This is a genomic window from Endozoicomonas sp. 2B-B, assembly GCF_053470045.1.
Genome location: NZ_JBLZMU010000001.1, coordinates 4,527,729 through 4,542,725, shown reverse-complemented (window position 1 = coordinate 4,542,725; position 14,997 = coordinate 4,527,729). Strand labels below are relative to the sequence as shown.

General features: G+C 48.2%; 14 protein-coding genes. 9 read left to right on the top strand and 5 right to left on the bottom strand.

The features are described 5' to 3' along the window. Positions 1-236 precede the first annotated feature (236 nt). On the top strand, positions 237-1,601 hold the full coding sequence (locus ACOMHB_RS17680; RefSeq protein ID WP_448217622.1) for an AAA family ATPase: 1,365 nt from the start codon (positions 237-239) through the stop codon (positions 1,599-1,601). Next, a complete protein-coding gene (locus ACOMHB_RS17675) occupies positions 1,594-1,833 on the top strand; it encodes a hypothetical protein (RefSeq protein ID WP_448217621.1) in 240 nt (79 codons plus the stop codon). The genes ACOMHB_RS17680 and ACOMHB_RS17675 overlap by 8 nt, the downstream gene beginning before the upstream one ends. A gap of 332 nt (positions 1,834-2,165) precedes the next feature. On the opposite strand, the gene ACOMHB_RS17670 is transcribed toward ACOMHB_RS17675, so the two are convergent. After that, positions 2,166-2,600 (bottom strand): RNA recognition motif domain-containing protein, encoded by a 435-nt coding sequence (locus ACOMHB_RS17670; protein ID WP_422134428.1) that lies wholly within the window; start codon positions 2,598-2,600, stop codon positions 2,166-2,168. A gap of 127 nt (positions 2,601-2,727) precedes the next feature. Here ACOMHB_RS17670 and ACOMHB_RS17665 point away from each other — a divergent pair, with 127 nt between their 5' ends. Next, on the top strand, positions 2,728-3,651 hold the full coding sequence (locus tag ACOMHB_RS17665) for a 1-aminocyclopropane-1-carboxylate deaminase/D-cysteine desulfhydrase (RefSeq protein WP_448217620.1): 924 nt from the start codon (positions 2,728-2,730) through the stop codon (positions 3,649-3,651). Here the strand turns inward: ACOMHB_RS17665 and ACOMHB_RS17660 are convergent. Then, entirely contained in the window at positions 3,644-4,153 is a 510-nt protein-coding gene (locus tag ACOMHB_RS17660; protein WP_448217619.1) for a DUF2780 domain-containing protein, read from the bottom strand. The two genes, ACOMHB_RS17665 and ACOMHB_RS17660, sit on opposite strands and share 8 nt — an antisense overlap. Positions 4,154-4,257: 104 nt before the next feature. Continuing rightward, a complete protein-coding gene (locus tag ACOMHB_RS17655; protein ID WP_448217618.1) occupies positions 4,258-5,187 on the bottom strand; it encodes a DUF1853 family protein in 930 nt (309 codons plus the stop codon). A 208-nt stretch (positions 5,188-5,395) separates the two neighbouring features. Here ACOMHB_RS17655 and ACOMHB_RS17650 point away from each other — a divergent pair, with 208 nt between their 5' ends. Then, a complete protein-coding gene (locus ACOMHB_RS17650; protein ID WP_448217617.1) occupies positions 5,396-6,280 on the top strand; it encodes an NAD(+) kinase in 885 nt (294 codons plus the stop codon). A gap of 45 nt (positions 6,281-6,325) precedes the next feature. Beyond that, positions 6,326-7,195 carry a rhomboid family intramembrane serine protease gene (locus tag ACOMHB_RS17645; protein WP_448217616.1) on the top strand — a complete coding sequence of 290 codons (870 nt, stop codon included), beginning with the start codon at positions 6,326-6,328 and terminating at the stop codon, positions 7,193-7,195. Positions 7,196-7,492: 297 nt separating this feature from the next. Here ACOMHB_RS17645 and ACOMHB_RS17640 read toward each other — a convergent pair whose 3' ends face one another. Continuing rightward, positions 7,493-7,960 (bottom strand): hypothetical protein, encoded by a 468-nt coding sequence (locus ACOMHB_RS17640; protein ID WP_448217615.1) that lies wholly within the window; start codon positions 7,958-7,960, stop codon positions 7,493-7,495. Between the two features lie 310 nt (positions 7,961-8,270). Between ACOMHB_RS17640 and ACOMHB_RS17635 the strand changes: the two genes are divergently transcribed. Beyond that, complete coding sequence (locus ACOMHB_RS17635; protein WP_448217614.1) at positions 8,271-8,972, top strand: virulence RhuM family protein; 702 nt, start codon at positions 8,271-8,273, stop codon at positions 8,970-8,972. A 14-nt stretch (positions 8,973-8,986) separates the two neighbouring features. On the opposite strand, the gene ACOMHB_RS17630 is transcribed toward ACOMHB_RS17635, so the two are convergent. After that, positions 8,987-10,753 carry a trans-sulfuration enzyme family protein gene (locus ACOMHB_RS17630; RefSeq protein ID WP_448217613.1) on the bottom strand — a complete coding sequence of 589 codons (1,767 nt, stop codon included), beginning with the start codon at positions 10,751-10,753 and terminating at the stop codon, positions 8,987-8,989. Positions 10,754-11,022: 269 nt separating this feature from the next. Here ACOMHB_RS17630 and ACOMHB_RS17625 point away from each other — a divergent pair, with 269 nt between their 5' ends. The 3 genes from ACOMHB_RS17625 (at position 11,023) to pepN (ending at position 14,851) form a co-directional block, all read left to right on the top strand. Next, on the top strand, positions 11,023-11,277 hold the full coding sequence (locus tag ACOMHB_RS17625) for a DUF1315 family protein (protein ID WP_422138430.1): 255 nt from the start codon (positions 11,023-11,025) through the stop codon (positions 11,275-11,277). A 10-nt stretch (positions 11,278-11,287) separates the two neighbouring features. Next, positions 11,288-12,127: a DUF2797 domain-containing protein gene (locus ACOMHB_RS17620; RefSeq protein ID WP_448217612.1), complete on the top strand. Its 840-nt coding sequence runs from the start codon at positions 11,288-11,290 to the stop codon at positions 12,125-12,127. Positions 12,128-12,214: 87 nt separating this feature from the next. Further along, positions 12,215-14,851, top strand: coding sequence for an aminopeptidase N (pepN, locus tag ACOMHB_RS17615; RefSeq protein ID WP_448217611.1), 2,637 nt, complete (start codon positions 12,215-12,217; stop codon positions 14,849-14,851). The last annotated feature ends 146 nt before the right edge of the window (positions 14,852-14,997 follow it).

Sequence of the window (14,997 nt, the reverse complement as noted above, 5' to 3'; positions counted from 1 at the left end):
AATCAAAAGACTTTATGGAGCCTATATCGATTCTGTGCTCCACAAGCTGTTTTGTGGCTTGCATGCGACACAGCTCCTCGCTGTTAAGCAGGAAGTATCAGAGAGATGTTCCAATTTCTGATGGTTTTGTTTGGTATGTTTTTTTGTGCGAAAATCAGTCTTATAAAGCTCAAAAAACTATTTTTTTATGATAGTCGTGCTAATCTTGGGAGAAAATATCACCTAAAGAACTTATTATGCTCTTGCGATTCTCTGTTGAAAACTATCGATCCTTCAGGGATAGGGTGGAGCTATCCATGGTTCCAAGCCGGGTACGCACCCATCCTGGTCATGTTATCCCCCCTGGCAGCTCAAAAGATATCGGTGCTCTCAAAGCCGCTGTTATCTATGGGGCCAATGCGTCAGGCAAATCCAATCTGATTAAGGCGATGCATTTTGCCCGGCTAATGATTACCCAGGGCAGCCCACAGGGAAAAAATCTACACTATGACCCATTCCTGCTGGATAAGGCGTGCTCTCAACAGCCATCGCGCTTTGAGTTTGAGATCAAATGTGGCAAGAATAATTATGCCTATGGTTTTATGGCAGATAGCAAATCCATTCAGGAGGAATGGCTGTACAAAATCGATAAAAAGGGTGAGTCCCCTGTATTTGTTCGAACGAATGAACAGCGGATTTCATTTCCTGCCCTTAAGTTCGAGAGTAAGGAAGATAAGCAGTTTTTATCATTTACTGCCAAAGCAACTCCGCAGCATCGCCTGTTTCTGTTTGAATGCCAGGATCGTAATGTAACCAAGTCATTAGATTATATTAGGCCATTGACGGAGGTTAATGATTGGTTTCATCACAGGCTTAATATTGTGTTTCCTAATTCAAAGTATCATGGTCTGGAAATGGCGGTTCATTCTGATGATACCGTTAGCAACCTTCTGGCCAGTATACTTAGAAGCTTAGATACAGGTATCAATGATCTGTCGTTAAAACAGGTCGATTTGATGAAAGATGTTTATGATGTTCCTGACCACATTAAACAGGATATTGTGTCAACCATAGAAGCAGGTGAGGCTTCTTTGGTGTCAACGCCTGATAGTACCCGTTACCAGATTTTGAAAAATCAAGAAGGTGAAATCAGTACTTTTAAACTGATGACATCTCATAAAAATCACCAGGGTGACTCCGTCGATTTTGATATCAATCAGGAGTCCGATGGCAGCCAACGTATTTTGGATATTGCTCCCGGATTATTAGAGCTTTTTTCGCAAGACAAGGTTTATGTAATCGATGAAATAGATAGAAGTTTACACTCAGAAATAACAATGGCGATTCTGAGCCACTTTCTATCGTTAACTACCGGAAAACATAGCCAGCTAATTGTCACAACTCATGAGTCCAACCTTCTGGATGTGAACCTTATACGGCGGGATGAGATATGGTTCGCGCAAAAAAATGCAGAAGGCGTATCCAGTTTTTACTCGCTGGAAGAGTACCAGTCCAGACCGGATAAAGACATTCGAAAAGATTACCTGATAGGGCGTTTTGGTGGTGTCCCTGTGATTAAAGATGGCTTGAATAATCTGGTTAAAGGGTTAAGCAATGGCTAGAGAATCCCGCTCTTTTACACGCATTAGCGGTGTTCGTGATCCCTCTTTAATTGTCATCGCCTGCGAAGGTGCAGCAACTGAGCCGGTCTATTTCCGGGGAGTTGCGGATAAGTCTGATGCCTTGGGTTCGCGTCTCAAACTGAAGGTTTTACCCCCTCGGGAGGCTAATCTCAGTGCTCCTAAATACGTCTTGCAACAGATGAATACCTACAAGAAGGAATTCGGTAGATGATTTTTGGGTTTTGACAGAGCAGGCGATTGATCACGCGAAAAAGCTGGATAAAGACCCAGCATCTCGCTGGCCTAACGAACTGGGTACGCGAGTTTATTTGATTTTAGAGAAGATCCTATCGGCCAAGGAAAATGATATGGCATGATGGTTTTGAGATAGTGGATAGGGTGGTAAGTTATCAAAAAATTGTGCCACCGGCTCCCCACCCACCGCCATACATAAAAACGATTATCTTTGGGCAGTCGTTTTTTTTATTGACAGATGGCCAGGTTTCAGGCGAAAAAAAAAGCTAGTACTGAACCAGCTTTTTTGGAAGCGGAACGTGCTTTTTGTCAAAAGCGACGACCGCCTTCACGATTACCACCAAAGCCACGACGAGCGCCGCCGTTGTTGTTGCGGGGACGTTCGGTTGCGATACTGACGCGGATGCTGCGACCCGCCACATCCTGACCATCCAGAGCAAGAGCTGCTTCTGCAGCATCTGCGGAACTGAAAGTTACGAAAGCAAAGCCACGAGAACGACCGGTTTCACGATCAAGGATAATTTTCGCCTCCTCGATTTCGCCGAAGGCACCAAAAGCCTCTTCCAGATCTTGTTCTGTTGCGGCGAAGGCCAGGTTACCAACGAACAGTTTGTTTGCCATTTTTCCTCTATCTCCGGGGACGCTGTAGCTGCTTTTCTGCGACCTTTCAAAGCACCAAGTGTCGTTAGAGACACTGTCTTTTCGGGTATCAGGTAAGAGTACAATGTTTAAGTGAGATTCCATTGTAGCACGTAGATCAGTGGAATGAAGGCTTGTTATATTTATTATTTATTACTGATATCGTTTGTATCACTGGCATATTGCGCCATCTTCGTTTACTCAGAGTTAAACCAGAAGAGCAAACAGGGTTATGTGTTTTTTAAATTTTATTGGTAATAGTGTACCTGTTGAAAGAATAAATACTTATCTCGTAGGTAATTGCCCTATTGCTGTTGATATCCTTCGCCTTGATCAAGTTGATCCGCTAATCAGCGGTAACAAGTGGTTCAAGCTTAAATACTTTCTCATTGAGGCGCATTCAAGAAAGATCAGAACACTTTTAAGTTTTGGTGGCGCCTGGTCTAATCATCTTCATGCTATGGCGGCGGCAGGTCATCGTTTTGGCTTTCAGACAATAGGCATTATTCGCGGTGAGAAACCGGCTAAACCTTCTGCCATGTTGCAGGATGCAGAACGCTGGGGTATGAGACTGATCTATGTCAGTCGTGCTGACTATAAGAAGCGATACGAGACTGAATATCAGCAGGCGCTTTTAAAACAACTGTCGCTCTCCCTGGATCAGCTGATGATTGTTCCCGAAGGAGGCTCGGGCGAAGAGGGTGTCAGGGGATGTGAGGATATTCTTGACGCAGGCTCCATCCGGGCTTCGGAATATGATGAGATCTGGCTCGCCTGTGGTACCGGAGCCACCATGGCCGGCATTATTCGCAGTGCAGGCAGTGACACCCGCGTGAGGGGGGTTGCCGTGCTCAGGGGAGCAGGCTTTCTGAAGGATGATATTCAGCAGTATCTCTCCCCGGCCGCAACACGATGGAATCTTGAACTCGATTACCATTGTGGCGGCTATGGCAAAACCACCCCCGGTCTTATTCAGTTTATTCTGGAATTCGAGCGGGAAACCGGAGTCCCTCTGGACCCTGTTTATACGGGTAAACTATTTTTCGCTCTGAAAAAGATGGCCCGGTCGGGAGGACTGTCGGGGATCAGCAGGCTGCTGCTCATTCATACCGGCGGCCTCCAGGGGCGTCGTGGCTTCAGGGAGTGGGCTACTTGAATTTATTAATCAGCGAGCCCACGGTATCGGTTAACCCTGAAGGAAGAGCCGAACTTAACAGCCCGGCGGCTTCGCCACTGGGGCTAGCCTTGAGATAATCGATCAGTATGGTTGAAAACTTTGAAATCATCTCGTCCTTCAGACCCAGTTTTGTAAACTGCTGACTCAGGGTGTCGAAATGGCCCAGTAAACTGGTACTGCCTAAAAGCGACGATGAGTTTTTGTCAGGGGTCAATTGCGGAGCTGCCTTTAATAAGTCCGATGTTTCCGGTAGAGCTTCCTTGATTACACTGAAGTCTTCTTTTGATAATTGGGCGTTGGCTAACTGCAGAAGGGCGCCTGCACCTCCTTCGGCCTGGATCTTGCTGACATTGAGTTGGCTGGTCAGGGTATCAATCAACCCCATGGCATGACCGGCCGGTGATTGCAGAATAAAAAGAGTGGCAAGAAGAAAGAACAGTCTACTGCAGAAACGGTTAATGAAAAAGCTCCGGCGTTTCATAAAACAATACCCTATTAGCAAAAGTAATCCTTTAATTATTTATCAATGCCGATAAATAGTTGTTACAAATTGTTATATAAAAATGATTGTTTAACAAGAGTCGTTTATATTTCAGCGGCTATTCTTGCCCTGGCTTCCCAGTCATCGGGCACCACAAAAAAACGACTGTTTTCACACAATTCACCCTCTTTTTCATGGCATCGAACCACCATTTGAGGGCGGGCACTGTTGGATAGTTGCAGTTGCATGCGCTTGATCAGTTCGTCTCCGGAGAGATGAGTCGCTGCATCAGACAGGCCTCTGTAGGACGATAGCCAGAGCGATTTTGGCAGAGGCAGGTAGCAGACTTCGCCTTCCTCGAGTTCCAGCCAGGACGACAGCTGATTAAAGGGTAGCCAGTGTCCTCTCGGATGATAAACAGAGCAATCTTCAGGGGGTGGGCAGATGCCTGTGACCGGATAAAAAAGGTATCCCTGAAAAAGTATTTCCGTCTCTATCCCTGAGATATCCAGAGCGTTGAGTGCACGTTGTCCAGCCAGCGTCTGTGAAAGCCTGATCTGATGGTGCAACATATGGTTGAGCTTCTTGTCCATGCGGTCGTGCAGACCTGGTCCAATCCAATGGTGCCACGGGCTGGCCGAGTGAGTGTGGGAGGGAAGACCCAGGTAGTACTTGACGGCGAGTTCCCGGTGAATAAAAACCTCGTCCTTGAGGGACTTGAGAATCAGGTCGAACTCACCCAGTGTCTGGTGATTATTCTGAATCTGAAGATTGCAGGCAATCAGCTGATAGTTTTCTGAATGTCTGAGGATGTATTGCCAGAGTGATTCATAATAGATACCCAGCAGATGACTCCGTCGCTGACGCAGAATCTCTACTAGCTCTGAATAGCCAGAGCCTGTAATCTGGGCATTATGCACCGGGCAGGTTGCCGGGCAGATAAACCTCGCATCATAATCAGGGTTAATGATGGAAGGGCTGCTGAGTAACCATTGCACATCCCGGGCTATCTGCTGATGAGAGAGGCGAATCATTTTTGGCAGTTCATGGTGTCCGAACGATGGCTTTGAATAATAAAATGATGGCTGATCATTGCCGACTGTGAGAAGCCGACAGGTGATGACTAAGAGTAACAGATTCAAATCGGTGTGTTTACATTCAAAGGATAACAACGGTCACCCAATTCTGGGTGTGGTGTCATCCGGGCAGGATAAATTCACCAACGATAAGTGATTTAGACCGATGGAAGAATTCAAGCAGGTTGGGATTACCGGGCGTCAGGGTAAGGCCCATATCGAAGACACCTTGAAGCGTCTGACCGATTTTCTGCAGTTGCAGGGAGTGACTGTTTCTCTGGATGAGCAATTGTCGGATCTTTTGCCGGGGCATGGTTTTCAGATCTGCGACCGGGCGAGCATGGGTAAAACCTGTGATCTGGTGGTAGTCATCGGAGGTGACGGCAGTTTATTAGGGGCAGGCAGAGAGCTTTCTGTCCATGATGTTCCGGTAGTGGGTGTCAACCTTGGACGTTTGGGCTTTCTGACCGATGTTTCACCCGATGAGCTGGAAACCTGTATTGGCGAAATGCTCAATGGCCATTACCGAATGGAGAAGCGGTTTCTGCTGGAAGCCAAGGTTGAGCGCCAGGGTCAAACCATTGGTTGTGGCGATGCTCTCAATGATGTGGTGCTGCATCCGGGGGTGTCCACCAAGATCATAGAGTTTGAATTGTTTATTGAAGACCAGTTTGTCTATCGCCAGCGTTCTGACGGTCTGATTATGGCAACGCCTACAGGCTCAACAGCTTATGCTCTGTCGGGTGGTGGACCCATCATGCATCCAAAGCTGGATGCTATTGTGCTGGTCCCCATGTATCCTCATATGTTGACTAACCGGCCCCTGGTTGTGGATGGTAACAGTCAGTTGAAGCTTGTGATTCATGAAGGCAATGAAATCCATCCACGCATCAGCTTTGACGGGCAGGTGGATATCGAGCTGATGCCTGATGATGTCATCCTGATTCGTAAAAAGAAGCAAAGCCTGAGATTGTTGCATCCTTTAAATCACAATTTTTACGAAGCCTGTCGATCCAAATTAAGATGGTATCCCAATGAGGATGCAGAGTGACATTTTTGTCTACAATTACTCGTTTGAGTATTACAAGAGTTGACTATGTATAGGGCGCTTGAGCTTTCTGCACATAAGGATTTGAGTGCATTGTCCCACTTTCTTTACCGGCAGGGAGTGCCCCACAGAATTACCGAGGAATCCGGGAAGCAGGTACTGTGGACCCAGAATGAGCAGCAGGGAGAAGCGGTAGAAAAGTTTTACCGGGACTGGCAGTCCGGAGAACTTGAGCTGGAAGTGGCGCCTCCCCGAAGAGGACCTGAAGTGGGAAACTTTTTCAAAAACATTCCCTGGAAACGCTTTCCCTTCACCTTCCTGATTCTTGCGGTTTGTCTGCTGGTGGCTGTCCTGACTCATCTGGGCGAGAATATTCAGGCTATTTCCAGTTTCACCTTCGTAGACTTCAAGCTAGCTAATGGCTACATCTATTATGCCACTCTGGAACATACTCTGGAGAGTCATCAATACTGGCGTCTGATCACTCCGATCTTCATTCATTTCGGGATTCTACACCTGGTGTTCAATGCCCTGATGTTCTACGTGCTGGGTGGCAGAATCGAAATGCATCAGGGTGGTATCCATTTGCTGGGGCTGGTTTTGCTGACCGGGGTTCTGTCAAATTTTGCCCAATATGCCATGTCAGAGGGTTCTGTGCTGTTTGGTGGTCTTTCCGGTGTGGTGTACGGTCTGATGGGTTACAGCATGGTACGTGAAAGGCTGGACAAAAGTTTTTATATGGGACTGCCACCGGCGATCTACGGCTTTATGCTTGTCTGGCTGGTGATTGGTTATACCGGTGTTCTGGGGCCATTGCTGGGACAGATGGCAAACGCTGCACACCTCGGAGGACTGGTATCCGGGGCTTTATTGGGTGGGCTGGCCGCTTTGATGTTCAAGTCCAGAATTAAGACTTAATGGTTAAGGAGGGCTGGCCTGGGTGCTGTCGGTTGCCGTCGGCAGAACTCGTATGCAGAAGGCTGGTGAAAGAAGCTGCAGGTTCGATGATTGTTTCTGAGACCTCCCCGAAATAAGTCGTTTGTGAGGAACTGATATCCGGGGCCTCGTTATAAGAATCTGCCAAGTCCTGCTGTGCCTCCATGCCCGCTACAAAATCCGGTGATTGTGCCAATGATGACAGGTCCCCTCTGCAAAGTGGGCAGGACCATCGTGTTTCTGCCGTCCTCGCTAAGGGCGCTATTCTTGGTCAGGCTGCTAGTGATCATAACTGACCCAGACTTTAATCTTGCTGCTATCGCTATTGTCAATCCATAACAATCCGTCTGGATCTGCATCTTCGCCTATCGTTGCATACGGATCCTGATGCAAATCTTTAAACCACAAAAGTTGGGCTGATCTTCCAAAATGATTTTCACTTTTTACCTTGAACAGCACGGAAGCCCAGGACCTGTCACAGATCCCCGTATCAACGTAATGAATATTCATAGTTTGTCCGTTCTCATAACCCGGAACCGTTTGCACAGAGGCCGGTGAGACCCAATCAACGCATGCATCCGATGGATCCTGCACTGGCTTAGCTATGTAAACATCTTTATCGGTCCCGACTTTCTGTAAGAATTCTATGTGCCCGAAACCATCGGAAGAAGCATCCGGGGCAGAGAGCAAGAACACAGCTACCAATAGCGCGTGTAGAAAGCTTTGGCTTGTCTTTTGCTTCAACATAATCGAACCTACTGCCGTATAACGACAGTGAGTATTCTAGGACACTCTGGTGTTTTTGCTAGCAGCCTGACCGGCAATGTATTCAGATTATGCTTTATGGAAAAGACCCGATCCGGGATGGCAGGATACAAACCATTCTTTCCCTGCTTCCATGATCCAGCGTCGGTGTGTGATGATCTGGATAAGCTGATCAGTCAGTAAGCCGAACAGCAAAAGGAAATGGCATAAGTACCTGGCCAGGTACTTAACCTCATGAGCAATTAATGACTATTCTTGATGCAACTCTAACAATCAAAAAAGAGGATAATCAATGAACTCGGACTCTAATGAGGTTCAGATCTTTACCACTGATTCAGGAAGCATCCATGTTCAGCTTGCTCAAAAAAGCGTTTGGCTAACCCAACGTCAAATGGGTGAGGTATTTGGAACAACAGCAGAAAATATTTTAATGCACCTGAAAAATATTTATAAAAATCAGGAGCTTGAGGAGAAATTAACTTCTAAGGATTTCTTAGTTGTTCAAAAGGAGGGCAAAAGAGAGGTACGCCGAAACCTAAAACATTACGATCTTGATGTCATTATTTCTGTTGGTTATCGAGTCAATTCAAAAAGGGCGGTTCAATTCCGTAGATGGGCAACCGGTGTTCTGAATAACCATCTCACTCACGGTTTCTCCATCAACCAGCAACGTTTTGAAGAAAACGCCAAAGAGTTGGAAGCTGCTTTAGCGCTGATTCGCAAAGCAGCAGCAACGCCGGAACTGGAAGCAGAGGCAGGCAGGGGGCTGGTTGGAATCGTCAGTCGTTATACTCAGACCTTTCTCTGGCTGCAACGCTACGATGAGGGCTTGTTGAACGAACCGGCAGGTCAGCCCGGAGGCACCCTGGTCGATGAGCATCAGGCCATGACGTCATGTCAATGCTCCACGCTGCTTCAACAGTTCAGGAACAGGATGAAAAGAATCCATCATCGCCTTTTCATCCAGCATTGTTCTCCGTTCCTTCAGATATAAATGAATCGTCGTCTTTATTCTTTGCTCATGAATTCCAGATGTCTGGAATGCACATCCAGATGGGTCTCCCGTATCGTTTTATCCAGTTCTTCGTCTGACATAAACTGTTCGGAGAATCCCGGCATCACCGGGTCCAGATGAAGTTTTGCACACGCCTTGAACTGTCTTATCAGATCTCTCGGGTTTTCATCGCCCATGGCGACACGAATGGTGGTCAGAAAAATGCCCGCTTCTCTCTGGGCGGATTCGTCCATTTCTGAATGAGACGTTAAGGCCGGACAGAGTACCAAAGTATTGCTCTGACCAAGGCTGACCATATGACCAAAAGCCGGTTCCAGGGCATCAAAGAAACGGATGAAAGCTTCTCTCGGAATCCGGGCTTTCTCCATATCAATACTGAACAGCGGGCTGGGCAGGCCGAGATAGAGCTGCTGTTCCCGCAAGTCTGAGTTAGGGTGGCTGCTCAGGGCATGGCTGTTGACCTGGATCTGATCGTGGGCATTAAGATAGTGACTGAACACCAGAGTATTAATGCACTTGGATAGCATTCGGTTTTCCAGGGTTTTCAGACCATTGATAATGTCCAGAGATTTATCGGCATCCAGGAAAGCGCCCTTGATGTAGTAAACGTCCCAGAACAGGGTTTCATGCCAGCTTACGCCTTCATGCTCAGTGTTCTTGGGCAGGAACATACGACGGCTTTCAGCAACGATACCACCTGCAGTGGCGCTGCCAGAGCCGGAGATGTCTTTGGTGTAACTGTGGATGACCCAGTCAGGTCGCTTGCTCTTGTCCTTATTGCGCAGTGGGCGATGAAGGAAGGGCGTGGCCAGAGTTGAATCGAGAGCCACCAGATAACCTTTCTCATGACTTTTTTTACAGATGCTGGCGACATCAATCACATTGCCGTGGGGATTGCAGGGGGATTCCAGATAAACCAGGATTTTTTTGCCATCTTTCAGGGCTGACTTATATTTCTCTTCGACCTGCTTGAGCTTCTCACTGAATGCCTCGCCAGAAAATCCGTCAAACCATTCCAGCTTGACGGCCATGCGGTCAGGGCGGGCATAGAAATCCTGCATCAGCTGGAAAGTACCGCCATAAACATTGCGGGAACTGAGCAGAATGTCGCCATGCCTGAGCTGGTTTGCCAGCAGGGCATCAATCGCAGCCATACCGCTGTTGAAGTTCCAGGTCATGTATTCACCGGCATTTTCTCCTGCTTCCAGAGCGGTCAGGGTGTTGGCCAGAGAGATCGATGTAGGGTTGAGCAGGCGGCTGTAGATCGGGTGAGTGCTTTCCTTGCCGTGAAAGGCATCTTCGACCCACTCGGTACAGGCATAGAGATAAGTGGCAGTCTTTACAACGGCGGGCGTGGCCGAGAACAGGGCGCCGACATTAGCAAACAGAGGGTAGTCACCTTTGACAACCCGGCTACTGACATCCATTCCCAGGGCATGATAATCCTGCTTCATGCTGGGTTGCAGCATGTCGATCAGCTTGGCCAGCTGGAAACAGAGAAACTTTTTGGCATTAAAATGACTGATTTTGTCCGACTCAGGCAGTGAGGCTATGGCCTGACAAAGGCTCTCGAACTGGCTGATATCGGAACCTGCCTGATAAAGACTGCTGGCGGCGCTGAGTAAGGATTGGCCAAAGGGCGTGTCAGGTTGAATACCAAAATGTTGAAGCTGCTCAGCGGCCAGCGCATCGGCATCCTGAGCCCGGGTAGTGTTGCGAATGGGTGACAAACGCTGCATAACAGGAATCTGGTTAGTCATGAGTGTGTCCTCTTTATTAAGAAAATGCCCCGACTTCGTGATACAGAGCTGGTGGCACCTTCCGCTTAAGGCTTTTTTTATCGGAAATTACAGCAAACATCCCGGTAAGGTGATGCAGACTGCGTTTTTTCGCTTGTGGCGATTTGATAGTATTATCCTTCCATATTTGTTTTGCCTTGTAACGGGCTAAAAAGCCTGAAAGGCAAAATTCTTTTCCTGGATTGCTAACTGTCCACCAGGAACTATTCAGATGAGGATAAGTGGATTTGATGCAGCTTAAAGACTTTCTGGCTCAGATGACGCCAGAAATTTACCAGAACATGAAACAGTCACTGGAGCTGAGCCGCTGGCCCAATGGTGACAAGCTGACACCAGACCAGAGAGAAGGCATCCTGGAGGCTCTGATCGCCTGGGAGCACGATAACCTGCCCGAAGAAGAGCGCATTGGTTACATGCCTGTGAATTGCAAAAGTGCATCCAGACAGGATGAGTCTGAAACCACCATTCTGCGCTTTAAAGACTGAGGTATAGAACTTGACTCAACGTCTGAGTGGCGCACTGCGCAAAATGGAATCGCTACTGAAAGAAGGCCAGCCGGTGGAGTACCAGCTGCCTGTGGGCGATGATCGGCTGCCCCTGAATGAACTGATGGGAAAAAAGCTGACCCTTGAATACCAAGGCGCAATCAACTGCTGCCACTGTGGCCGCAAGACCAGGAAAAGTTTCAGCCAGGGTTTCTGTTATCCCTGTTTCAAAAAGCTGCCCCAGTGTGACAGCTGTATTATGAGTCCCGAAAAGTGCCATTATCACGAAGGCACCTGTCGCGATGCCGCCTGGGGTGAAAAGTTCTGTATGACCGATCATGTCGTCTATCTCGCCAACTCCTCGGGTCTGAAGGTCGGTATCACCCGCGCAACTCAGGTACCCACCCGCTGGGTGGATCAGGGGGCGACCCAGGCCCTGCCTTTTGTCAGAGTCTCTACACGACAGCAGTCCGGTTTGATCGAAACCCTGTTCAAGGCGTTTGTGAATGATCGAACCAACTGGCGTGCCATGTTGAAAGGGACGGCAGAACCTCTGGATCTCAAAACACAGGCCAGTGATCTGCTGGAGATGAACGCTTCACGGCTGGAAGCGCTTCAGGAACAGTTTGGATTACAGGCCATAACACCGGTGGTCGATCCGGAAGTCGTCGATATTCGCTATCCCGTCGAGCAATATCCTGTCAAAGTGACTTCCATGTCCTTTGATAAAAAACCGCTTATTGAAGGCGTACTGATGGGTATCAAGGGGCAATACCTGATCCTTGATACCGGTGTTATCAATATTCGCAAGCACACTTCTTATCAAGTCAACGTATCAGTTGCAGCCTGATCGGCATGGAGAGGAAATATACCTCTCCGCAAATTGAGCCAAAAGCTCTAACAACAAAAGCACGACCATGGTAAAGGAAGGTTGAAAATGAAAGACGCCCAACCCAGAGCTATTTACCTGAAAGATTATCAGGCTCCGGATTATTGGATTGATACCACCGACCTGACCTTCGACCTGTTCGAAGATCACGCACTGGTGACCTCGGTACTCGGCTTGCGCCGTAATGAAGATCGTGGACAAGATACCCCCGACCTGACTCTGGTTGGTATCGACCTGGAGCTGGTCAGTGTCTTTATTGACGGTTCCGAACTGACCTCTGATCAGTACATCCTCGGTTCTGAAAGCCTGACTGTACCGGTCACCCGTCTCTCATTCTCTCTGACGGTTGTGACCCGTATTCGTCCTCAGGAAAACACTTCTCTGGAAGGACTGTATAAATCCAACGGCATGTTCTGCACCCAATGCGAAGCAGAAGGCTTCCGCAAAATTACCTACTATCTGGATCGTCCGGATGTTATGTCCAAATTCACTACCAAGGTGATTGCCGACAGAGGCCGTTACCCGGTACTGCTGTCCAATGGTAATGATATTGCCCGTGGCGAGTTTGAAGGTGGACGACACTGGGTGACCTGGGAAGACCCGTTCAAAAAGCCCAGCTATCTGTTTGCCCTGGTAGGCGGTGATCTGGAAATGGTGGAAGATAGTTTCACCACCATGAACGGCAGGGAAGTGGCACTGCGTATTTTCACCGAGTCTCACAATATCGACAAGTGCGACCACGCCATGCTTTCTCTGAAAAAGTCCATGAAGTGGGACGAAGAGGTGTATGGCCGTGAGTACGATCTGGATATCTTCATGATCGTAGCGGTAGATCATTTCAACATGGGGGCGATGGAAAACAAGGGTTTGAACATTTTCAATTCTTCCTGCGTACTGGCAAGCCCTGATACGGCTACTGACGCCAGTTACCAGCGTATAGAAGCGATTGTTGCCCATGAGTATTTCCATAATTGGTCTGGCAACAGAGTCACCTGTCGTGACTGGTTTCAGCTGAGCCTTAAAGAAGGCTTCACTGTATTCCGTGACGCTGAATTCTCAGCAGATATGAATTCACGGGGCGTCAAGCGGATTGCAGACGCTGCGATAATGAAGACGGCACAGTTTGCTGAAGATGCAGGCCCCATGGCTCATCCTATACGTCCGCAGTCATTTATCGAGATCTCCAACTTTTACACCCTGACCATTTACGAAAAGGGTTGTGAAGTGGTTCGGATGATTCAGACCATTGTCGGTAAAGACCATTTCCGCAAAGGTTCAGACCTGTACTTTGACCGTTTTGACGGTGAAGCAGCGACCTGTGAAGACTTTGTAAAAGCCATGGAAGAGGCTTCCGGCGTTGACCTCGGTCAGTTCCGTCATTGGTATAACCAGGCGGGAACGCCGGTTGTTTCTGTGACCGACAGCTTTGATCAGGCGTCAGGTCGGTACACTCTGACAATAGCTCAGAGTTGTCCGGCCACTCCGGGTCAGGAGACTAAGCTGCCTTTTCATATTCCTGTGGCTGTTGCCCTGCTGGACAAGGATGGCAAAGCCCTGCCACTGAACGAAGCCGGTGAGACTGAACGGGTTCTGCATGTTACAGCGGCTGAAGACACCTGGACATTCGAAGGACTGACTGAAAATCCATTGCCGTCTATTCTGAGAAACTTCTCTGCGCCCGTTCGTGTCAAATACGATTACCGTCGTGAAGATCTGGTTTTCCTGATGAAGTACGACAGCGATAGTTACAATCGTTGGGATGCAGGTCAGCGTCTGGCCACTGCGGTTATTGAAGATCTGGTCGACGGACTGCTGAAGGGCAAAGAAACCGGGATTGATTCAAGACTCATTGATGCTTTTGGTGTTGTGCTCGCCGATGAAGAGCTGGACAAAGCGGCTAAAGCAGAAATGTTGAAACTGCCCTCTGAAGCGAGTCTGGCTGAGCAGGCGGAAGAAATTCACCCTCTGCAGATCTGTGAATCCAGAAGTCGTGTTCGTAAAGCCATTGCTGAGGCTCACAAAGATAAACTGCTGGAGCTTTATCAAACTCTGAAGCTGAAGGGTGAGTATCGCCCGGAAGCCGGAGATATTGCCAAACGTACCCTGAGAAATATCTGTCTCGGCTACCTGGTTGAACTGGAAGACGACAGTCTGCAACAACTGGCTGAAGATCAGTACAACAATGCCAGCAATATGACCGACCTGCGTGCAGCCATGGGCGCCGTCATTAATTCCAGTTATCAGAGTCGGGAAACCATTGATTCTCTGCTTAATGACTATCTGGATCGTTATAAAGATGATGCAGTGGTCATGGACAGCTGGTTTATGCTGCAAAGCAGCAGTCCGTCTCTGGGTACTCTGGAGCATCTGAGGTCACTTCAGGAGCATGAATCTTTTGACAGCACCAGCCCGAATAAGCTGAGAGCTTTATTGGGCGGATTTGCCAGCGGGAATATGAAGCAGTTCCACTCTGGCACAGGCGAGGGCTATGAGTTCCTGGCGGACTGGATCATTACCCTGGACAAACAGAACCCACAAACCGCTTCACGTCTGATGACGCCATTGACACGCTGGAAGAAATACCAGCCAGTTATAAGGGAACGCATGAGAAAAGCGCTGGAGCGGATCAAGGCAGTGCCTGATCTGTCTGCCGATATTTATGAAGTAGTCACCAAGAGTCTGTAATCTCTGCCTCTTTCTACCCTGCTGTCGTGTTGGAAGCAGGGTAGAAACCATTTAACAGATGCCCTGCTAAAGTATCCTGCCTGCAACAGCAAACTTTACTTTTTCCTGAATAGAGCAACAGCTGTGGAACTTCTTAGTGCTTTAGT